The following is a 19,493-nucleotide window of genomic DNA, read 5'->3' as shown; positions in this document are numbered from 1 at the left end:
AGTTTGCCCGATAGAAGACGCATCGGGCAATCCTTGTTAGCCGCTACAATAGTCCTGATTGCGGGTCCATTCGACCATATCGCTGCGCTTGCGGCTGCTCAGGAATGGCGCCCAGTCGGCGGCAAGCCCTTCGCGGCCCGAACCGACGTAGCCGTCACGGGGCACGGTCACTGCGGCGATCTTGACCGCGCAGGCAAGGTTCGCAGCGCCGTCTTTCAGTTCCGCAGCGGTGGTCGCGTCGCAGCCATAGGCGCGCGCGGTCGACGGAGCGATCTGGACGAGGCCGATCCACTTGCCACCGCCACCCGAGGCTGCGGGGTTCCACGTGCTTTCATGCTTGGCGAGGGTGGACAAAACACCGGACCAGAATGCAGCGCGTTCATCGGCGTCGGCTTCGACGTAGTGCGGGCACCATTCGCCGATATCATTGGGAACTTCGGACAGAAGGGTCGCGCCGTAGGTATGGAGCGCATCGAGCGTCGTCTCCGTCCATTCGTCAGCTTCAGGCCTGTGATCCCACCGCATCAGCGGGAGTGCATCGGGCGCCGCGACATCGACAACTGGCTGCTGCTGGATGTTTTCGGCACAGCCGGCCAACAGAGCGAGGGACAGAATGACACCAGAATAACGCATTTTCCTACCAAGCGTAGTTTCTCCGGCGCCGAGTTCTGACAGGTATTTTAGAACGGTCGAGTCATTTGGTTCCAAACCGGCGACAATGGGCGGGGAATAGCCGAGCGATAGGCGGGTCTCCCCCCTTGCCCACGTGCGAGCGAGCTTCTAAGAGAGTTTCGACGCGGAAAAGGAACGAAATATGCTCGACCTGACCTATGAAGCCCCGAAACCCAAGGTAATCGCCGGTGCAAAAGGCGACTGGGAACTTGTTATCGGTCTCGAGGTCCACGCCCAGGTGGCGACCAAAGCCAAGCTCTTCTCGGGCGCATCCACCCAGTTCGGCGCAGAGCCGAATTCGAACGTGGCATTCGTGGATGCCGGTATGCCGGGTATGCTGCCTGTCATCAACGAAGGTTGCGTGGCGCAGGCTGTCCGTACCGGCCTCGGCCTGAAGGCAGAGATCAATCTGTGGTCCGCTTTCGACCGCAAGAACTACTTCTATCCGGACCTTCCGCAGGGTTACCAGATTTCCCAGCTTTACCACCCCATCGTGGGCGAAGGTGAAGTGCTGGTCGAAATGGGTGACGGCAAGGCCCGCCTCGTCCGTATCGAGCGTATCCACCTCGAACAGGACGCTGGTAAATCGATCCACGACATGGACCCGAACATGTCCTTCGTCGATCTCAACCGTACCGGCGTCGCGCTGATGGAAATCGTCTCGCGCCCCGATATCCGTGGTCCCGAAGAAGCCGCTGGCTATGTGGGCAAGCTGCGCCAGATCATGCGCTACCTCGGCACCTGCGATGGCAACATGCAGAACGGCAACCTGCGCGCCGACGTCAACGTGTCGGTCTGCAAGCCGGGTGACTACGAGAAGTTCATGGAAACCGGCGATTTCGGTGTTCTCGGCACCCGCTGCGAGATCAAGAACATGAACTCGATGCGCTTTATCCAGGCGGCTATCGACTATGAAGCCCGTCGCCAGATCGCGATCATCGAGGACGGCGGTTCCATCGTTCAGGAGACCCGCCTCTACGATCCGGACAAAAACGAAACCCGTTCGATGCGTTCGAAGGAAGAAGCACACGATTACCGCTACTTCCCCGACCCCGACCTGCTGCCGCTCGAAATCGAGCAGGCTTGGGTTGATGACATCGCGGCATCGCTGCCGGAACTGCCGGACGAGAAGAAAGCCCGTTTCATCAACGACATGGGTCTGTCGGACTACGACGCTTCTGTTCTGACCGCAGAAGTCGCGAATGCGAACTTCTTTGAAAAGGTCGCAGAAGGCCGCGACGGCAAGCTGTCGGCAAACTGGGTGATCAACGAACTGTTCGGCCGTCTGAAGAAGGACGACAAGGGCATCGAAGACAGCCCCGTGTCGCCCGAACAGCTCGGCAAGATCGTCGGCCTGATTTCGAAGGGCGACATCTCGGGCAAGATCGCCAAGGACCTGTTCGAGATCGTCTACACCGAAGGCGGCGACCCCGAAGCTCTGGTCGAAGAGCGCGGCATGAAGCAGGTCACCGACACCGGCGCCATCGAGACCGCCGTTGACGAAGTCATCGCGGCCAACCCCGCGCAGGTCGAAAAGGCCAAGCAGAACCCCAAGCTGGCTGGCTGGTTCGTCGGTCAGGTCATGAAGGCCACCGGCGGCAAGGCGAATCCTGCTGCGGTGAACCAGATCGTGGCGCAGAAGCTCGGTATCTGAGTTTTCCAACGCTAGAATGCAGAACGGCGGCCTCTCGGGGCCGCCGTTTTCATTTAATGGGGTGCGCTCTTAGCGGTTCATCATCATCTCGTGGACCGCATCCATGCCGCGATCGGCCATCGCGCTCACCTCGCCTGCGTGGGTGTGCAGTGCGGCGACCATTTCGGGATCGTCGGATGTTTGGGTGACGACGATGCCTTCCTCTGTCACTTCGATATCGGTGGTGATCGCTTCGGGGCGTTCGAAGAAGATGTCGAGCGTCGGGCTCTGGATCAGGATCTGCGGATCGCGGCCATCCTCGACGCGGGCGATCATGCCGACGACGTGGCTGACCAGCGTGTCCATGACTTCGGGATCAGACGACGCGGTGACGGTGCGGATGCCGTTCGGCAGTTCCTCGACCATGCGGGTGATGGTTTCGAAGTTGTTGAACATCACCGCAAGCTCGGCGCTTTCCTCGGGCGTTGCATCGACCCCGCGCAGCCCCGGCATGTTGGTCATGTCGTGGCCGCCGCCTGCGTGCATCCGGTCGTGCATCGCCTTGTGATCGCCCATGCCCTCCGCCTGAACGCTGCTGACAGCACTGCCGGCGAGGGCCGTGACTAAAGCGATGTTATGAAACGATGCGAACATGGCGATCTCCTCATGAGGCGAAGAGAGCAATCACATTTAATTTTGTGAATGTATATGCGGCAATTCAGCCGAGGATCTTATCCTTATGCTCCGCAAGATAGATGCGCAGCCAAGGGGTGTAGATCGAAGGGTTAGCGGCGATATCCGCTTCAAGCTCCGCCAGCGGCATCCAGCGGGTTTCCCACACCTCATCGGGATTGATGGTGATCTTTGGCTCACCGTGGCCGACGTAGACGTCAACGACTTCGTGCTCGATCAGCCCGCCGCCCACATCGGCGCGGTACTCGATCTGCTCGCGCCATTCGAGGTCGACACCCGAGATACCTAGCTCTTCCTTCAGACGGCGGTCCGCACATTGTTCAGGGCTTTCGCCCCAATGGGGGTGCGTACAGCAGGTGTTCGCCCACAGACCGGGGGTGTGATACTTGCTCGCCGCGCGGCGCTGGAGGAGGATGCCGCGCTCGGATACGATGAAAACGCTGATCGCGGGATGGCGCAGGCCACGACGATGCACCTCGAGTTTGTCAAGGGGACGAAGGTTGTCTTCAAGCCAAGCAGGTATGCGCGTATCCATATGTGGCGCTATGCCAAGTTACCGCAGGATTTTCCAGCCCCCACTGCATACGCGACGTAATGGCGCGGGGGCTTTCGGTGCATTCCTGCAAGGACTAACCTAGGCAACAACGCACGCCGGACGCGAAAAGACCGGCTCGGATGAGGAGACTCTTATGCAAATTTTGAAACTGTCCGCCCTGCTGGCAATTGCCGCCGCTCCGGCTTTTGCCGAAGGTGACGCGGCCGCCGGCGAGCGTGCTTTCCGTCAGTGTGCAAGCTGCCACCATGTTGTCGACGACGAAGGCGAAGTTCTGGCCGGTCGCGCCAACACCAAAACCGGTCCGAACCTTTACGGGATCGTTGGTGCTCCGGTCGCGCACATGGGCGCGGACTTCAACTACGGCGACGGCATTCTTGCTGCGAACGAAGCCGGCCTTGAGTGGACCGTCGAGGATCTGGTGGCCTACGTTCAGGACCCGACCGCTTGGCTGCGTGACGCCACCGGCGACAGTGGTGCCCGTTCGAAGATGTCGTTCCGCGTGCGCAAGGCCGAGGATGCCGAAGACATCATCGCTTACCTCGCTTCGCTCGCTCCGGCACCGGAAGAAGCCGAGGAATCGGCTCAATAATCCTCGAAACGGATTATTGGCATTCTATGTTTCGAGAGGCGGCCTTCGGGTCGCCTTTTCCATGTGCAGCGGGATGACAATCGGTTCAATGAAGGGTGATCCGGTCTTGGTCGCGCCGCGCTTTGCTGGTAAATCCGGCTCGGTTCATTGAAAGGGCATTTGATGTCGAATTACGAATACAAGGTCGTGCCTGCGCCCAAGCGCGCGGCAAAGATCAAATCCGCCAAGTCGGGCGACGACCGTTTTGCGCAGACCGTCGAGACCGCAATCAATGAAATGGCCCGTGGTGGCTGGGAATTCCAACGCTCCGAGAGCCTGCCTTGTGATGAACGTAAGGGTCTGTTTTCGCGCGCAACCATCGTGCACACCGTGCTGGTGTTTCGCCGCGAGTTGACCGAAACCAGCTCTGCCGCGCGTTCGCTGTCGGCTGTCGATGCCACCGCGAAGAAGAAAGCACCGAGCGAGCCGCAGATCGCTGCGAAGCCGTCGCACATCGGCCGCGATGAGCCCCGTATGGAGCACGCCGCGGACGATAGCGAGGATTGATCAACGCACGTCGATGGACAGTGCGTGGATGCGGTCGATGATGTCCTTTCCCAGCGCCGCGTGAATCGCGCGGTGGCGGGCAATACGGCTCATGTCGTTCAGCGCTTCGGCGGCGATGACGATGCGCCAGTGGCTCTCACCGCCTTCCTGATAACCGGCGTGTCCGATGTGCTGTTCGCTTTCGTCATGAACTTCGAGTTGCGTCGGCGCAAAAGTTTCGCTCAGACGCGTTTCCATCTCTTTGGCAATACCCATTATTTTCGCAATTCCCCTTCAATATTCGGACCCATCTATTAAAGTGCTGTGTCCGAGTCGGAAAGATGAGGCTGCACATGGCTAAGACTGACCCCTTTGGTTTCGACATGTCCGTGTCGAGCTCCAAAAAGAAAAATCCGCGCGGTCGGCGCGGTATGACGGGCGCGTTTGAGACGTCGACCCGTGTATGTGAACACGAGGGTTGCGAAGAAGCAGGCCAGTTCCGTGCTCCTAAAAGCCCGGACGTGCTGGATGAATTCTACTGGTTCTGCAAAGAGCACGTTCGCGAATATAACCTGAAGTGGAACTTCTTCGAGACTGCCACCGAAGCCGAATATATGGCTCAGGTCGACAAGGATCGCGTCTGGGGTCGTGAGACCAAGGCGTTCAAGAAGTCCGTGGAAGAACAGGCGTGGGCGCGTCTGGGTATCGACGACGCTCACACCGTGCTGGGCGAAAACGCGACCCGCAATCCGGGCAAAGGCAATGCCGCCGGCAACGGCCACACCCGCCGCCTGCCCTCGACCGAGCGCCGTGCGCTTGAGGTGCTGGATGCGAGGGACACCATGACCAAGGCCGAGATCCGCAAGATCTACAAAGGCCTTATCAAGGTTCTGCACCCCGACATGAACGGCGGCGACCGCTCTCAGGAAGAGCAGCTGACCGAGGTTGTCTGGGCTTGGGATCAGATCAAAGCGAGCCGAAGCTTCAAGGATTGACCGGTGTCAGCGGAGGAAACTTCGCTGCAATATCGGATTTGGGAGCGGCGCGCCGGGGTTCGGCCGCCGCTTCTTTTATGCGCTCGAAGAAGCGGTCCTGCTTGCTACGATAGCCCCACATCAGAACGTGGATGGCGAGGAAGTTCGCGAACCACAGAAGCGCCAGTTCGGGCGAGCCGACAAAGGTGATGCCCAGCATCAGCGGCGCGAACATCGTACCGTAGAGCGGAAGTGCCAGCGTCCCAGCGATGATCGCACCAACGCAGGTAATCCAGAGCGCACCGTAGAACGCCCGCACCAGACCGCGCACGCCGCTGCCACCCATCTTGTTACCCGCGAGCACAAGCGCAGCGAGACCGCCGAAGCCGCAAGCCAGCGTGACCCACAGATCAAACGCGCCGAAATCGGGGAACCCGCCCGAATGCTTAAGCCGCAGGGCCGTCAGCAGACCGGCCACAGCCGAAAAGCCGAAGACAGCACCGTGGGCCAGCCACACGCATTGGCCGTCCACAATAATGCGGAACGGCGTGAGCGACCCGTTGCGGGTCATCCGGAAAAGGGAGCGAGCACTAGAAAACATGTTCTACCTTTGCCAGATCGCCGCACGAATAGCGACAAGATCAGGTGAAACTCAGTGTTTCCGAAACGTGCCTATTGCCGCAATTCTGCCAAATAGTCAGCGCCCCCCTTTTCCTCGTCGTTTGCGGCTGTATGTTGCATCCGAAACCAAGACGTAACGAAAGCCGCGCTCCATGCTGGACCAGAACGCCAAGCCGACCGAAGAAATCAATGTCCGCGATGTTTTCGGCATCGACTCCGATATGAAGATCAAGGGTTTTGCCGAACGCACCGAACGCGTCCCCGCCATTGATCCGACCTACAAATTCGATCCCGACACCACTTTGGCCATTCTTGCAGGCTTCGGCTACAATCGCCGCGTCATGGTTCAGGGCTACCATGGTACGGGTAAATCGACTCACATCGAACAGGTTGCCGCCCGCCTGAACTGGCCGACCGTTCGCGTGAACCTCGACAGCCACATCAGCCGTATCGACCTCATCGGTAAGGACGCGATCAAGCTGAAAGACGGCAAGCAGGTCACCGAATTCCACGAAGGCATCCTGCCGTGGGCGCTGCGCAACCCGACTGCGATCGTGTTCGACGAGTACGATGCAGGCCGCGCCGACGTGATGTTCGTTATTCAGCGCGTTCTGGAAACCGACGGTAAGCTGACCCTGCTCGACCAGAACGAGATCATCACGCCGAACCCGTTCTTCCGTCTGTTCGCCACCGCGAACACCGTCGGTCTGGGCGACACCACCGGCCTCTACCACGGCACCCAGCAGATCAACCAAGCGCAGATGGACCGCTGGTCGCTTGTCGCGACGCTGAACTACCTCAGCCACGACGCGGAAACCGCGATCATCCTGTCGAAAGCGCCGCACTACAACAACGAAAGGGGCCGCAAGGACATCAGCCAGATGGTGACCGTTGCCGACCTGACCCGTACCGCGTTCATGAACGGCGATCTGTCGACCGTCATGTCGCCGCGTACCGTTATCGCTTGGGCCCAGAACGCGGAAATCTTCCGCGACATCGGCTATGCGTTCCGCCTCACCTTCCTCAACAAGTGTGACGAGCTGGAACGCCAGACCGTGGCCGAGTTCTACCAGCGCTGCTTTGACGAAGAGCTGCCGGAATCGGCTGCCAGCATCGCGATCTGATCAGGCACTCCAGAATTGACGAAAGGCCCGTGCGATCCGCGCGGGCCTTTTTCGTTGGGCAGGGCAAAAGGATAGCTATCCCGCCGGACCTTTGCGTGCATGCGCGCCGCGCTACATGCTTAAAGTATGAGCAGTTTGCGAACTTTGGCGTTGGCCACTGCAATGGCCCTCTCGCTGCCCCTTTCGGGACAGGCGCAGACGGTCGGCCTGAGCGGCGATCCCCTGCGTATCTTCGCCACATGCACCGGCAGGCTCTCGGCCCTGATGGAATTCCAGTGGATGTTCGACGGCCCGCTGTCCGAACAGACCGAGGCTGAACGCGCCCGCATGATCGGGCTGATCGACGCGATTATGCCGCCCGAAAAGGGCCGCGATGTACTGGCGTGGCGCATCAACGCCAAATACGCGCAATCGCGGCTTTTGACCCGTGCGCGCTTTGCCAGCGACAGCCGTGATGCGACGTGGGCGGCAGAGCAGGCGGAGCGCATGATTTCCGAGTGCCGCGCGCTCATGCTGAGCTGAGGAAAAGGCGCGGTCCCACTGGCAATCCCCTTTGGCGCGGTCTAGGTTGCAGCGGAACACTATCCGCAAGGCAGACTGCATGAAACCGAGCGACAATCCCGCTGATCCGTTCAAGAAAGCTTTGGCCGAAGCCACCAAGGTAATGGCTGACGATCCGGAGCTTGCGGTCACCTATTCGGTGGACCCTCCGGGGCTGTCCAAGGACTCGGTCCGCCTGCCCCAAATCAGCCGCCGCATGACCCGCGACGAAGTGCTGCTGGCCCGCGGCACGGCCGATGCGCTCGCGCTGCGTCACAAATTCCACGACCCCGCCGTGTCGAACCGCTATCTGCCGCAAGGCCAACTGGCCCGCGATATCTATGACGCGATGGAAACCGCGCGGATCGAAGCGATGGGCGCCCGCTACATGCCTGGCACCGCGAGCAACATTGACGCCAAGATCGGCGCCGAAGCTCGCCGCAAGGGCTACGAACAAGTCACCGAACCGTCGGGCGCGCCGCTGTCGGTCGCTGCCGGTTATCTGATCCGTCACCTCGCCACCGGACGCCCGCTGCCCAAAGGCGCGGACAACGTGATGGAGCTGTGGCGCGGCTTTATCGAGGATCAGGCAGGCGAGACGCTGGAGAACCTGCAAGGCTCGCTGGGCGACCAGAAGGCATTCGCGAAATTCGCACGTCAGGTGATCGAAGACCTCGGCTACGGCGACCAGCTGGGCGACGATCCCGATCAGGAAGACGAAGACCAGCAGGACGAAGCGCAGGAACAGGATCAGGACGAGGAAGATCAGGATTCGCCGGGCGAGGAGAACTCGGACGACGAGGAAACCGAAGCCAGCCCCGAGCAGGAGCAGGAACAGCAGCAGGACCAGTCGCAGGCCAAAGTCAGCGCCGACGACATGGCCGACAGCGAGTTCGACGAAGAGTCCGAGATGCCCGAGAGCGAGGCTCCAATGGACCCGCCTCCGCCGCCGTCCTATTCCGATGCAGACCCGAACTATCAGGTCTATCGCACTGATTTCGATGAAGAGATCGGCGCCGAAGAGCTTGCCGAGGCTGCCGAACTGGAGCGTCTCCGCGCCTACCTCGACCAGCAGCTCGAGCCGCTGAAGGGTGCCGTGTCGCGCCTTGCGAACAAACTGCAACGCCGCCTTCAGGCACAGCAGAACCGTTCGTGGGAGTTCGACAAGGAAGAAGGCATCCTCGACGCTGGCCGCCTTGCCCGCGTCGTTGCGAACCCGACCACCCCACTGTCGTTCAAGTGGGAAAAGGACACCGAATTCCGCGATACCGTGGTGACGCTGCTGCTCGATAACTCGGGCTCCATGCGTGGCCGTCCGATTTCGATCGCGGCGATCTGTGCGGATGTTCTGGCCCGCACGCTGGAGCGTTGCTCGGTCAAGGTCGAGGTTCTGGGCTTCACCACCAAAGCGTGGAAAGGCGGGCAGAGCCGCGAGAAGTGGCTGGCCGAAGGCCGTCCGCAGCAACCGGGCCGTCTCAACGATCTGCGCCACATCGTCTATAAATCCGCAGACGCCCCGATGCGCCGCACCCGTGCGAACCTCGGTCTGATGATGAAAGAGGGTCTGCTGAAGGAAAACATCGATGGCGAGGCGCTGGAATGGGCGTACCGCCGGACGCTAGCACGCCGCGAGCAGCGCAAGATCCTGATGGTGATTTCGGACGGCGCACCGGTCGATGACAGCACCCTGTCGGTCAACCCCGCGAACTACCTTGAAAAGCACCTGCGCGACGTGATCGCCATGATCGAAAAGCGCGGCGCGGTGGAACTCAACGCCATCGGTATCGGCCACGACGTCACCCGCTACTACCAGCGCGCGGTGACGATCACCGACGCCGAGCAGCTGGCAGGCGCGATGACGGAACAACTCGCCAACCTGTTCGACAGCGACCCGCGCAAAAAGGCACAGGTCCTCGGCATGGCGAAAGCACGATAATACAGGCACATACAGCCTGATCATAAGGCCCTCGGCATCAAATCGGGGGCCTTCTTCTATTCTGAAAGGGGCACATTATGTTCCAGCAATTCACCAACACCCACTCCGGCAAACACGGTCCCGAACGTCTGGCGGCGCTGCGCGAACAGATGCAGACAGAGGGGCTGGACGGGTTCATCGTCCCGCGCTCGGACATGTTTCAAGGTGAGACCGTGGCCGATTGCGACGACCGTCTGGCGTGGCTGACGGGGTTCAGCGGCTCGGCTGGTTACGCGATTATCCTTGCCGATCAGGCGGGCGTATTCGTCGATGGCCGCTACCGTTTGCAGGTCCGCGAGCAGGTTGAGGATTGTTACACCCCCATCGACTGGCCCGAAGTGACACTCCGCGACTGGCTGGAGCAGAACGCTGCGGGCAAAATCATCGGCTTTGACGCGTGGTTGCATCCAGTGAACGAGATCAAAACGCTCCGCGATAACAAAGCGGACGTCGAGCTACGCGCCGTGGACAATCTGGTCGACAAAATCTGGACCGACCGACCCGCCCCGCCCGCTGCCAAATTCTTTGCCCAGCCCGAGGAATTCGCGGGCGAAAGCGCCGCGTCGAAGCGCACACGCCTTGCCGAAGGACTGCGCGAGGCAGGCACCACCGCTGCGGTCATCACGCTACCGGATTCGATTGCGTGGCTGCTGAATATCCGCGGCGAGGACGTATCGCATACCCCTGCCCCGCACGCCTTCGCGATCCTGCACGACACCGGTCGCTGCGATCTGTTCGCCCGCGAAGGCAAAGCGGACGAGATCATGGACCACCTTGGCGAGGACGTTGCAGTCCTACCGTTCGAAGGGTTCGAAGCAGCGCTGCTCCAACTATCCAGCCCCGTGCTGATCGACGCCAACTCCTGCCCACAGATCGTGGCAGAGGCGCTGGCGGGTGCCGAAGTCGAGACCTTCGAGGGCCGCGATCCTTGCGTTCTGCCCAAGGCGCTCAAGAACGCAACCGAACTTGCAGGAATGCAGGCCGCGCACGACCGCGACGCGATTGCGATGTGCCGTTTCCTTGCGTGGTTCGAGGCGAACAGCACCAGCGGCATCACTGAAATCGACGTTGTGAAAACGCTCGAAGGGTTCCGCCGCGACACCAACGCGCTGCGCGACATCAGCTTCGATACGATCTCGGGCGCAGGTCCGAACGGCGCGGTGATCCACTACCGCGTGACCGAGGAAACTAACCGTACGTTGGGGACAGGCGAACTGATCGTCGTCGACTCCGGTGCGCAATATCAGGACGGCACCACGGACATCACCCGCACGCTCGCCATTGGTGAGGCAGGCGCGGACGAGCGTCACTGCTACACCCAAGTGCTGCGCGGCATGGTCGCCGTCAGCCGCGCGCGGTTCCCCGTCGGCGTGAACGGCGGGCACCTCGATGCGCTGGCGCGTCAGTTCCTCTGGGCCGAGGGCATGGACTACGACCATGGGACCGGTCACGGCGTCGGCGCTTACCTCGGCGTGCACGAAGGCCCCTGCGGCATCTCGCGCCGCGCCGCGCAGATCCCTCTTCAGCCGGGCATGGTGTTGTCGAACGAGCCTGGATACTACCGTAACGGCGCGTTCGGTATCCGCGTAGAAAACCTCATCTTCGTTGCAAATGTAGAGGGTGGCATCGACGCCCACCGCAACTTGTTGGGGTTCGAGACACTTACCTATGTTCCTTTCGAAAGAAAGCTGATAGATAAGGCCCTCCTCTCCAAAGAGGAGGTGGCGTGGATTGACGCATATCATGCGAAGGTGCTGGACAAAGTGGGTCCGCATCTCGATCTTCCCACCCGAGGATGGCTGTCAGCGGCCTGTGCGCCGCTTTGACGTCAAACTGATATAGAGGCGGACTATTATCCGCCTGTTACAGTTCAGGGAAGGAGACCGAAGTGGTCGATCATATTAAAATCCGCCCCGCGGGCGGAACGTGGGTCGTTCGCGCCGGTGGTGCGGTTATTGGCGAAACCGAAAATGCGTTGGAGCTGACCGAGGGCGAAAACACCCCCGTCATCTATTTCCCGCGCGGCGACATCGCTATGGCTTTCTTCGAGCCCAACGACTCCGTCAGCACCGACCCGTACAAGGGCACGGCGCGTTACTTCTCGATCATCGCGAAAAGCGGCCCGATTGCCGACGCAGCATGGTCGTTCGAAGAAACCCGCGATGGTCTGGAGCAGATCGCCGAACACATGGCGTTCTACCCGTCGAAAGTGACCATCGAACAAGTCTGATCAGGAATGTTCTTCCGCTGAAACCGCTGCCATGGCGCGGTTCAGCGCGCGGAGCGCATCAACATGGAACAGGGCGCCTCTCACTTCGGGAAGCGCCCCGTTTTTTGCGGGCATGACGATAGGAATGTATTCCTCGCCCGTGCGATCAAAGAGCGGCATGGCTTGGTCGAGCGTCGCGCCGAATTCGATGTAGGCCCCCTCTTTCACCAGCGCCTCGCACCGTTCGGGATCGCCGCCGTTTGGCGTGTCGGTCGCACGGAGCATCGCGCCTACGCGGATCGTTGACAGCAGATACGCCTGTGGACCGGCGGAGACGTGGATGTTGCGGCGTTCAAGCTGCGTGAGGAAGAACGACTTCTCCACCAGCCGCGAGGAAATTGCGGTGGACAGCGACACGGCCACCATCACCGCAAGACCCGTCTGCCAGTCGCCGGTGAGTTCGAACACGATGAGCGTGGTCGAGATCGGCGCGCCGAGCACAGCGGCGGCTACTGCGCCCATGCCTGCCAGCGCATAAAGCGTGGCGCTGCCCGAATAGGTCGGCAGCAGGCCCGTCGCCACGATGCCGAAAGCCAGCCCCGACATCGCACCGATCCCCAGCGCGGGCGAGAACACGCCGCCGCCCATACGGCCACCCATGGTGATGGCGACCGCAATGATCTTGACAATGACAAAGATGATTGCCTGCCAGAACAGGATCCGCCCCGTCAGCGCGTCCGACGTGATGCCGTAGCCGACGCCGATGATATGCGGGTACTGGGTCGCGATCAGCCCGAGCAGCATCCCCGCGATGGCGGGACGCAGATAGCGCGGCATCTTGGTCGCAGTTTGCAGCTTGGTGCCGAGCGTATCCATGAAGAAGATCGACTTCATCAGAACGAACGCGATGATCCCGCTGAAGAGCCCGAGCAGCATGAAGGCGGGCAGTTCGACGTAGAACTCGAACGTCGTCGCGGCAGAGAGTTGGTACTCGGTTAGATCGCCGTGGATGATGCGCGAAATGACAGTGCCCGCGACGCTGGCAATCGCGATGGGCGCGAACGCACGAACGGCAAAGTGGCGAAGGACGACTTCGAGCGCAAAGATTGCTCCGGCAATCGGGGCGTTGAAACTGGCGGACACACCGGCGGCGACGGCGCAGCCCAAGAGGTCTCGCGAATTGACCGCGTTCGCGTTCATCAGGCGGCAGATGTAGGTAGAGATCACAGCGGCGAGGTGGACAACCGGACCTTCGCGGCCGGCCGAACCGCCCGTTCCGAGGGTGATCAAGCTGGCAAAGGCGGAGGCGATGCCTGCTTTCCGGTCCACGCGGCCTTCCCGCAGCGCGGCGCCTTCGATGACGTCGGCCACCGCGCGGACGCGGCCATCGGGCGTGAAGAAGTGCAGGATCAGACCCACCAGCAGACCGCCGCAGGTCGCAACCAGCACGAGCCACCACCACGGCAGATCGAACGCGAAACGGTGCAACGTCGACGGCTCGTGGGTGCGGTAGACGAACCGCTGGATGGCATCGATGCTAAGGCGGAAGCCCAAAGCCGCAAGACCGCCAAGAATCCCCATCAGAAGCGCGATCAACCAGAACTGCACCTGGCTCGGTCCCTTCGTCCTGACGGTACGGATCGAGGATCGAACCTCGGCCATCGCCGTGTCGAGCTGGGATTTCAACCATTTGGGTTTCGGATCGGTCACGAGATCCCTTTTCCCTGTCCTGAGCCTGACTTACAAGTACAACGACGACGGGAGGAACCATGAATATTAGTGCAGCAGTCGACGCCCTATCCGAATTACTAGGCGAACGCCTTAGCCGCTCCAAGAGCGATCTGGATAATCACGGACGTTCGGAGTCCCATTTCCCACTCACGCCTCCCGATGCGGTCGCCTACCCCGATAGCACCGAGGAAGTCTCGCAGATCATGAAGATCTGTAACGAGCACGAATGCCCCGTGGTGGGCTGGGGCGTCGGCACCAGCCTCGAAGGGCACGCGCTGGCGGTGAAGGGCGGCGTGGTCGTCGACTTCACCCGCATGAACAAGATTATCGAGGTCTCGCCCGAGGATATGGACGTCCGCGTCCAGCCGGGCGTCACCCGCGAAGACCTGAACGTGGACCTGCGGGCCACAGGCCTGTTTTTCCCGGTCGATCCGGGAGCCAACGCCACTCTCGGCGGTATGGCCGCGACCCGCGCCAGCGGCACGACTGCCGTGCGCTACGGAACCATGCGCGACAACGTGATCGGCCTAGAGGTCGTGCTGGCCGACGGCCGCATCATCCGCACCGGCACCCGCGCCCGCAAATCATCCGCCGGCTATGACCTGACCGCGATGTTCGTCGGCTCCGAAGGGACGCTTGGCCTGATCACCGAACTGACGCTGCGCCTTCATGGCCAGCCGATGGCGATGTCTTCGGCCGTTTGTGCGTTCGACACGATCGACGGCGCGGTGAATGCGGTGATCGAGACGATCCAGATGGGCATTCCGATGGCACGGATCGAATTTGTCGACGCCGCAGGCACGCAGGCCGTCAACGCCTACTCCGGCACCGATTTCCCCGCCGTCCCGCACCTTCTGGTCGAATTCCACGGTTCGGACAGCGCGGTTGCCGAGCAAGCCGAAGAGTTCGGCGAGATTGCCCGTGAACACGGTGCGACGAACTTCGACTGGGCGACGAGCGAGGAAGACCGCAAGCGCCTCTGGGACATCCGCCACAAGGCTTACTACGCCATGCTCGCCAGCCGTCCGGGAAGCCGCGCGATCGTCACAGATGTGTGCGTGCCGATCTCCCGCCTTGCCGAAGCGGTCACCGAAACCATCGCGGATATCGAGGAAACCGGCATCCCTGCCCCGATCCTCGGGCACGTTGGCGATGGCAATTTCCACTCCGCCATCCTGATCGACGAGACGAACCCTGACGAACGGGCAGCGGCCAAGGCGCTGTCACACCGCATGGCTGAACGCGCGCTACGTCTGGGCGGCACTGTCACGGGTGAGCACGGAATCGGCATGGGTAAGCTCGGCTATATGCGGGCAGAGCATGGCGAAGCGTGGGATGTGATGGGAACGCTGAAGCAGTCACTCGACCCTAAAGGTGTCCTGAATCCAGGCAAGATAATCCCGCAAGGCGAGTAATTGCACAAAGAATAGGCAAAACTACTCACAAGGTTAGTCGATTGTAACCGAAGGTGCAGTTTGCGTTGGAAAACCGTTACACGAATCTGCTATCTAGAACGTGTTGAACAGAATACGTATTCCGACCCACGGGTTGGCAAATTTTATACCGGTTATGCGTGAGTGGCGTGCTGGAAAGTTTTTTGAATAACGGCGGGGCCCCCGGGCTCCGCCTTTTTCATTCAAAACGGGCGTATTTTCGGACGTTAGCCGAGCAGCGAACGAGCGGCCGCGCGTGCCTCGTCCGTGATACGGTCGCCCGAGATCATTCGCGCGATTTCGTCGACGCGATCACCCTCTCCGAGCGGCACCACCGTAGATAGGGTTTGCGTATCCGTTTGGCGTTTTTCCACGCGCCAGTGATGACCGCCCAACGCGGCGACCTGCGGCGAGTGCGTGACGACCAGAACCTGTCCGCCACTCGCGAGCTCGGCCAGACGGCGCCCAACCGCATCGGCGGTCGCACCGCCCACACCACGGTCGATCTCGTCAAAGATCATCGTGATGCCGCTGTTGCCCTCGGACAGGCAGACCTTGAGCGCGAGAAGGAAACGGCTGAGTTCGCCGCCCGATGCGATCTTGTTCAGCGGACCAGCAGGCGCACCGGGGTTGGTCGCGACGGTAAAGGCCACTTCGTCCCGTCCATCAGGGCCGGCTTCGCCTTCGGTGACGTTGGTGCGGAAAACGGCGCGCTCCATCTTGAGCGGCGCGAGTTCTGCGGACATCGCGGCATCCAGACGACCGGCGGCCTCGGTACGGGCGGCGGACAGCGCGTTGGCGGCGGCTTGGTAGTCTTTTTCAGCCTTTGCGACGGCATCGCGCAGCGCAGCCAGATCGCGCTCGCCGCCGTCGAGGACATTAAGCTTGGCACGCAAGTTGTCGGCAAAGGTCGCCAGCTCGTCCGGCATGACGCCATGCTTGCGGGCGAGGCCACGGATCGCAAAAAGGCGCTCCTCGGCCATCTCCAGCTCTGCGGGATTGAATTCGAGCGCGTCGAGGCAATCTTCGATCCCACGCTGCGCAGCGTCGAGTTCATCCATCGCGCGGGCCAGCGCGGCGAGCGGCTCGTCCAGACGGCCCTCGGCCTTGTCCGCCGCGCCATCGAGCCAACGGATCGCGGAGGCGGCCATGCCCTCTGCCCCGTCGCTGCCAACGGCGTTCAACGCCTGCGCGACATCGGCGCGGATCTTTTCAGCCGCTTGCATCAGGCGGCGGCGCTGGTCGAGTTCGGCTTCCTCGCCCTGCTGCGGGTCGAGCTTGTCCAACTCGCCTACTGCGTGGCGTAGGAACTCTTCCTCGGCCTTGGTTTCGGCAATCTTCGCCTCGGCAGCGTTCAGTGCCTTGCGCGCAGTTGCAAGGCCGCGCCAAGCAGCACGGGACGCATCGAGCAGCGGCCCGACACCCGCGAAATCGTCCAGCAGCAGGCGATGCCCGCGCGGGTTCAGCAGGCCGCGATCGTCGTGCTGGCCGTGCAGTTCGATCAACGTCTCGGACAGTTGGCGCAGCACCTCGCCCGATACGCGGCGGTCGTTGACCCACGCGGTCTTTCGTCCGTCGGCGGTATTGACGCGGCGCAGGATCAGCTCGCCCTCATGCTCGATGCCAGCCTCGTCCAGCACAGCCTCGGCCGCGTGACCACGGGGCATATCGAACACAGCGACAACTTCGCCCTGATCGGCACCCTGACGCACCAGATCTGCACGTCCGCGCCAGCCGAGCACAAAGCCGAGCGAGTCCAGCAGGATCGACTTGCCCGCGCCCGTTTCACCTGTGAGCACGTTCAGACCCGGCTGGAACTCAAGCTCCAACCGGTCGATAATGAGCATGTCTCTGATATCAAGACCACGCAGCATGGTGATTTTGTCCGGCGGCGTACTTACCGCCGCTCCTTACAGCCATTCGCCACGGATCATCTGACGGTAGATAGCGGCAAGCCAGCTATCACCGACAAGGCTCGGCTCCAGCCCCTGCCCCGAGAGCAGATCGTAGCTGTCCTGATACCACGCCGTCGCCTGATAGTTATGACCAAGGATCGCACCGGCGGTGCGGGCTTCGTCGTTCAAGCCAAGCGCGAGGTAGCTTTCCACCAGACGGTGCAGCGCCTCGGGCGTGTGGGTAGTGGTCTGGAAGCTTTCGACAACCACGCGGAAGCGGTTAACCGCAGCCATATAGTGCCCGCGCTTGAGATAGTAGCGACCGATCTCCATCTCTTTGGCGGCGAGATGGTCGAACGCGAGGTCGAATTTCAGCATGGCCGAGCTGGCGTATTCGCTGTCGGGATACTGTTCGATCACGGTGCGCAGTGCCTGAAGCGCTTGGAAGGTCAGACCCTGATCGCGGCCGATCTCGTCGATCTGGTCGTAGAAGGACAGCGCCAGCAGGTACTGGGCGTAGGCCGCATCTTCGGTGCGCGGATAGAAATCGAGGTAGCGCTGCGCAGCGGCGCGGCTTGCCTCGTAATCCTTGTCGCGGTGGTACGCATAGGCCTGCATGATCAGCGCGCGCTGGGTAATTTGCGCGTAGGGATAGAGACGCTCGATCTCACCGAAGTAAAAGGCGGCGTTATCGGCCTGCCCCCGTTCAAGCTCGTACTCGCCGCGCTCGAAGATTTCATCAGCGGTGTAGGTTTCGAGCGCGCCTTCGCTACGCGGATCAAAGTCGCCGCAGCCTGCAAGCACGGTCAGCGAAAGAGCAGCAGTACCGAGGAAAGTTCTCAACGTGACGCCCCGAATTCGGCCTGACATGAACATCCCCCAAAGTGAATTAGCTAACTGGTCCGCAGACATATAGCCGCGGTTCAGCGTTGGTCTAGCATAGAAAAATGCCGCGCAAAATGCCTTTTGGCATCACGCATCTGTGGCGCAAAGCACAGAGGTCAGGCAACAGCCGCAAGGTCGGTGAGACGAACGCCAACACCCGGCAGGCGGGACGACAGGGTTGCGTCGCAATGCACCCAGCGCCAAGCGCCCGGAGTGTCGAACATCGCGCGCAGCAGCTTGTTGGTCAGCGCGTGACCGGCGCGAACACCGGTGTAGCGGCCAATGATCGGTGCGCCAGCAGTGTAAAGGTCACCCAGAGCGTCGAGCATCTTGTGACGGACGGCTTCGTCGTCATGGCGCAGACCGCCCGGCGTCAGAACCTGATCGCCTTCGACGACGACAGCGTTGTCGAGCGAGCCGCCAAGGGCCAGCCCCGCTTTGTGCATGGCGATGACATCGCTGTTGCGGCAGAACGTGCGGCTATCGCACAGCTCGCGCACGAACGCGCCGTTGGCCATGTTGAGCTGCTTGGCTTGGGCGCCAATGGCCTCGTCAGGGAATTCGATGCTGAAGTCGATCTGGAGCGACGTCGCGGGCGACAGGCGGGCAACCGCGTCGCCGTTCAATACTTCGATGGTGTCCAGCACTTCGATGACGCGGAGCGGCGCGGGCTGACGCTTGATGCCGGTGGTCATGATCGCTTTGACGAAGGGCGCGGCAGAACCGTCGAGGATCGGAACTTCGGGACCGTCGATTTCAACGAGGACGTTGTTGATGCCCGTACCTGCGAGAGCAGCCATGAGGTGCTCGATCGTGGCAACGGAAACGCCTGCTTCGTTCACGAGGCGCGTGTTCAGCGGCTCTTGGTTCACGTTGGACCAAAGGGCGGCGATCTCGTTGTCGGCGGTCAGATCGCTACGACGGAAGACAATACCATGCCCCGCCGGCGCCGGATTCAATACAAGGCGCGCCGGTTTGCCGGAGTGGAGTCCGACACCATCAAGGGTCACTAGTTCGTTCAGAGTCTTCTGCAAGGCTTCCTCGCGCGTTAACTTTCCTTTCAGGTAAGGAAACTTGCGCGGAGGTACAACTCACTCTTTGCAACGCGCTGTAACATTCCGAAACATGGGCGAAACACCTTGTTTTCAAAGCAAAAGGCCGCCCGGTGGGCGGCCTTTGTTTCAGCTATTGCAACAGCCTTAGTTGGCTTGGCGACGCAGGAATGCGGGAATTTCGATCCGTTCCTGCTCGTCATCGTTGTCATAGGCTTCTTCGCGCGGCGGAGCGACCTGCGGCTGCTGTGCCTGACGCACTTGCGGCTGCGGTTGCTGCGGCGCGCGCGGCTGCTGTTGGCCTTCGTTGTGGCCAGCCATGCGGTGAAGCAGGTTGTTCAGGCCGAAACCACGGCGCTGTTCGGGCTCTGCTGCGGGCTTCGGTG

At 61.4% G+C, this 19,493-nt stretch carries 19 protein-coding genes and 1 pseudogene; 10 read left to right on the top strand and 10 right to left on the bottom strand.

The features are described 5' to 3' along the window. Positions 1 to 36: 36 nt before the first annotated feature. Complete coding sequence (locus tag HCZ30_RS08575) at positions 37 to 633, bottom strand: transglycosylase SLT domain-containing protein (RefSeq protein WP_167637880.1); 597 nt, start codon at positions 631 to 633, stop codon at positions 37 to 39. A gap of 181 nt (positions 634 to 814) precedes the next feature. Here HCZ30_RS08575 and gatB point away from each other — a divergent pair, with 181 nt between their 5' ends. Beyond that, the gene (gene gatB, locus HCZ30_RS08570; RefSeq protein WP_167637879.1) at positions 815 to 2,326 is read left to right on the top strand and encodes an Asp-tRNA(Asn)/Glu-tRNA(Gln) amidotransferase subunit GatB; all 1,512 of its coding nucleotides are present in this window, start codon (positions 815 to 817) and stop codon (positions 2,324 to 2,326) included. A gap of 69 nt (positions 2,327 to 2,395) precedes the next feature. Here gatB and HCZ30_RS08565 read toward each other — a convergent pair whose 3' ends face one another. Continuing rightward, positions 2,396 to 2,959 (bottom strand): hypothetical protein, encoded by a 564-nt coding sequence (locus tag HCZ30_RS08565; RefSeq protein WP_246212696.1) that lies wholly within the window; start codon positions 2,957 to 2,959, stop codon positions 2,396 to 2,398. 64 nt (positions 2,960 to 3,023) lie between these two features. Further along, a complete protein-coding gene (idi, locus tag HCZ30_RS08560; RefSeq protein ID WP_167637878.1) occupies positions 3,024 to 3,533 on the bottom strand; it encodes an isopentenyl-diphosphate Delta-isomerase in 510 nt (169 codons plus the stop codon). 154 nt (positions 3,534 to 3,687) lie between these two features. Between idi and HCZ30_RS08555 the strand changes: the two genes are divergently transcribed. Beyond that, positions 3,688 to 4,143 (top strand): c-type cytochrome, encoded by a 456-nt coding sequence (locus tag HCZ30_RS08555; RefSeq protein ID WP_167637877.1) that lies wholly within the window; start codon positions 3,688 to 3,690, stop codon positions 4,141 to 4,143. A gap of 162 nt (positions 4,144 to 4,305) precedes the next feature. After that, positions 4,306 to 4,689, top strand: coding sequence for a DUF4177 domain-containing protein (locus tag HCZ30_RS08550; RefSeq protein WP_167637876.1), 384 nt, complete (start codon positions 4,306 to 4,308; stop codon positions 4,687 to 4,689). Here the strand turns inward: HCZ30_RS08550 and HCZ30_RS08545 are convergent, their stop codons facing one another. Continuing rightward, a complete protein-coding gene (locus HCZ30_RS08545) occupies positions 4,690 to 4,944 on the bottom strand; it encodes a BolA family protein (protein WP_167637875.1) in 255 nt (84 codons plus the stop codon). 77 nt (positions 4,945 to 5,021) lie between these two features. On the opposite strand from HCZ30_RS08545, the gene HCZ30_RS08540 reads away from it, so the two are divergent. Then, positions 5,022 to 5,663 (top strand): J domain-containing protein, encoded by a 642-nt coding sequence (locus HCZ30_RS08540; RefSeq protein WP_167637874.1) that lies wholly within the window; start codon positions 5,022 to 5,024, stop codon positions 5,661 to 5,663. On the opposite strand, the gene HCZ30_RS08535 is transcribed toward HCZ30_RS08540, so the two are convergent. Continuing rightward, a complete protein-coding gene (locus tag HCZ30_RS08535) occupies positions 5,653 to 6,243 on the bottom strand; it encodes a hypothetical protein (RefSeq protein WP_167637873.1) in 591 nt (196 codons plus the stop codon). The two genes, HCZ30_RS08540 and HCZ30_RS08535, sit on opposite strands and share 11 nt — an antisense overlap. A gap of 172 nt (positions 6,244 to 6,415) precedes the next feature. Here HCZ30_RS08535 and cobS point away from each other — a divergent pair, with 172 nt between their 5' ends. From cobS to HCZ30_RS08510, 5 genes are all read left to right on the top strand, one after another. Continuing rightward, positions 6,416 to 7,387, top strand: coding sequence for a cobaltochelatase subunit CobS (gene cobS / locus HCZ30_RS08530; RefSeq protein WP_167637872.1), 972 nt, complete (start codon positions 6,416 to 6,418; stop codon positions 7,385 to 7,387). 162 nt (positions 7,388 to 7,549) lie between these two features. Further along, positions 7,550 to 7,909 (top strand): hypothetical protein, encoded by a 360-nt coding sequence (locus HCZ30_RS08525; protein ID WP_167637871.1) that lies wholly within the window; start codon positions 7,550 to 7,552, stop codon positions 7,907 to 7,909. A 79-nt stretch (positions 7,910 to 7,988) separates the two neighbouring features. After that, entirely contained in the window at positions 7,989 to 9,863 is a 1,875-nt protein-coding gene (cobT, locus tag HCZ30_RS08520) for a cobaltochelatase subunit CobT (protein ID WP_167637870.1), read from the top strand. Between the two features lie 77 nt (positions 9,864 to 9,940). Further along, positions 9,941 to 11,728, top strand: coding sequence for an aminopeptidase P family protein (locus HCZ30_RS08515; protein ID WP_167637869.1), 1,788 nt, complete (start codon positions 9,941 to 9,943; stop codon positions 11,726 to 11,728). 62 nt (positions 11,729 to 11,790) lie between these two features. Next, entirely contained in the window at positions 11,791 to 12,132 is a 342-nt protein-coding gene (locus HCZ30_RS08510; RefSeq protein WP_167637868.1) for a DUF427 domain-containing protein, read from the top strand. Here HCZ30_RS08510 and HCZ30_RS08505 read toward each other — a convergent pair whose 3' ends face one another. Then, positions 12,133 to 13,773: a chloride channel protein gene (locus HCZ30_RS08505; protein ID WP_167638121.1), complete on the bottom strand. Its 1,641-nt coding sequence runs from the start codon at positions 13,771 to 13,773 to the stop codon at positions 12,133 to 12,135. 107 nt (positions 13,774 to 13,880) lie between these two features. On the opposite strand from HCZ30_RS08505, the gene HCZ30_RS08500 reads away from it, so the two are divergent. Then, complete coding sequence (locus HCZ30_RS08500) at positions 13,881 to 15,257, top strand: FAD-binding oxidoreductase (protein WP_167637867.1); 1,377 nt, start codon at positions 13,881 to 13,883, stop codon at positions 15,255 to 15,257. A 245-nt stretch (positions 15,258 to 15,502) separates the two neighbouring features. Here HCZ30_RS08500 and recN read toward each other — a convergent pair whose 3' ends face one another. The 4 genes and pseudogenes from recN to HCZ30_RS08480 form a co-directional block, all read right to left on the bottom strand. Then, entirely contained in the window at positions 15,503 to 17,149 is a 1,647-nt protein-coding gene (gene recN, locus HCZ30_RS08495) for a DNA repair protein RecN (protein WP_167637866.1), read from the bottom strand. A 36-nt stretch (positions 17,150 to 17,185) separates the two neighbouring features. Further along, positions 17,186 to 18,040 (bottom strand): outer membrane protein assembly factor BamD, encoded by an 855-nt coding sequence (locus HCZ30_RS08490; RefSeq protein ID WP_167637865.1) that lies wholly within the window; start codon positions 18,038 to 18,040, stop codon positions 17,186 to 17,188. Between the two features lie 131 nt (positions 18,041 to 18,171). Continuing rightward, positions 18,172 to 19,089 carry a UDP-3-O-acyl-N-acetylglucosamine deacetylase gene (gene lpxC / locus HCZ30_RS08485; protein WP_167637864.1) on the bottom strand — a complete coding sequence of 306 codons (918 nt, stop codon included), beginning with the start codon at positions 19,087 to 19,089 and terminating at the stop codon, positions 18,172 to 18,174. 165 nt (positions 19,090 to 19,254) lie between these two features. Then, positions 19,255 to 19,493, bottom strand: a pseudogene (locus HCZ30_RS08480) (cell division protein FtsZ); the annotation flags it as partial.

This window comes from Marivivens donghaensis (assembly GCF_011806565.1).
GTDB lineage: Bacteria > Pseudomonadota > Alphaproteobacteria > Rhodobacterales > Rhodobacteraceae > Marivivens > Marivivens donghaensis_A.
The sequence above is the reverse complement of the archived record's forward strand: the minus strand, read 5'-3'. Positions and strand labels throughout refer to the sequence as shown.

Coding starts and splice junctions, on each gene's coding strand:
- HCZ30_RS08575 (WP_167637880.1), bottom strand. CDS start 633: ATGCGTTATTCTGGTGTCATTCTGTCCCTCGCTCTGTTGGCCGGCTGT.
- gatB (WP_167637879.1), top strand. CDS start 815: ATGCTCGACCTGACCTATGAAGCCCCGAAACCCAAGGTAATCGCCGGT.
- HCZ30_RS08565 (WP_246212696.1), bottom strand. CDS start 2,959: ATGTTCGCATCGTTTCATAACATCGCTTTAGTCACGGCCCTCGCCGGC.
- idi (WP_167637878.1), bottom strand. CDS start 3,533: ATGGATACGCGCATACCTGCTTGGCTTGAAGACAACCTTCGTCCCCTT.
- HCZ30_RS08555 (WP_167637877.1), top strand. CDS start 3,688: ATGCAAATTTTGAAACTGTCCGCCCTGCTGGCAATTGCCGCCGCTCCG.
- HCZ30_RS08550 (WP_167637876.1), top strand. CDS start 4,306: ATGTCGAATTACGAATACAAGGTCGTGCCTGCGCCCAAGCGCGCGGCA.
- HCZ30_RS08545 (WP_167637875.1), bottom strand. CDS start 4,944: ATGGGTATTGCCAAAGAGATGGAAACGCGTCTGAGCGAAACTTTTGCG.
- HCZ30_RS08540 (WP_167637874.1), top strand. CDS start 5,022: ATGGCTAAGACTGACCCCTTTGGTTTCGACATGTCCGTGTCGAGCTCC.
- HCZ30_RS08535 (WP_167637873.1), bottom strand. CDS start 6,243: ATGTTTTCTAGTGCTCGCTCCCTTTTCCGGATGACCCGCAACGGGTCG.
- cobS (WP_167637872.1), top strand. CDS start 6,416: ATGCTGGACCAGAACGCCAAGCCGACCGAAGAAATCAATGTCCGCGAT.
- HCZ30_RS08525 (WP_167637871.1), top strand. CDS start 7,550: ATGGCCCTCTCGCTGCCCCTTTCGGGACAGGCGCAGACGGTCGGCCTG.
- cobT (WP_167637870.1), top strand. CDS start 7,989: ATGAAACCGAGCGACAATCCCGCTGATCCGTTCAAGAAAGCTTTGGCC.
- HCZ30_RS08515 (WP_167637869.1), top strand. CDS start 9,941: ATGTTCCAGCAATTCACCAACACCCACTCCGGCAAACACGGTCCCGAA.
- HCZ30_RS08505 (WP_167638121.1), bottom strand. CDS start 13,773: ATGGCCGAGGTTCGATCCTCGATCCGTACCGTCAGGACGAAGGGACCG.
- HCZ30_RS08500 (WP_167637867.1), top strand. CDS start 13,881: ATGAATATTAGTGCAGCAGTCGACGCCCTATCCGAATTACTAGGCGAA.
- recN (WP_167637866.1), bottom strand. CDS start 17,149: ATGCTGCGTGGTCTTGATATCAGAGACATGCTCATTATCGACCGGTTG.
- HCZ30_RS08490 (WP_167637865.1), bottom strand. CDS start 18,040: ATGTCAGGCCGAATTCGGGGCGTCACGTTGAGAACTTTCCTCGGTACT.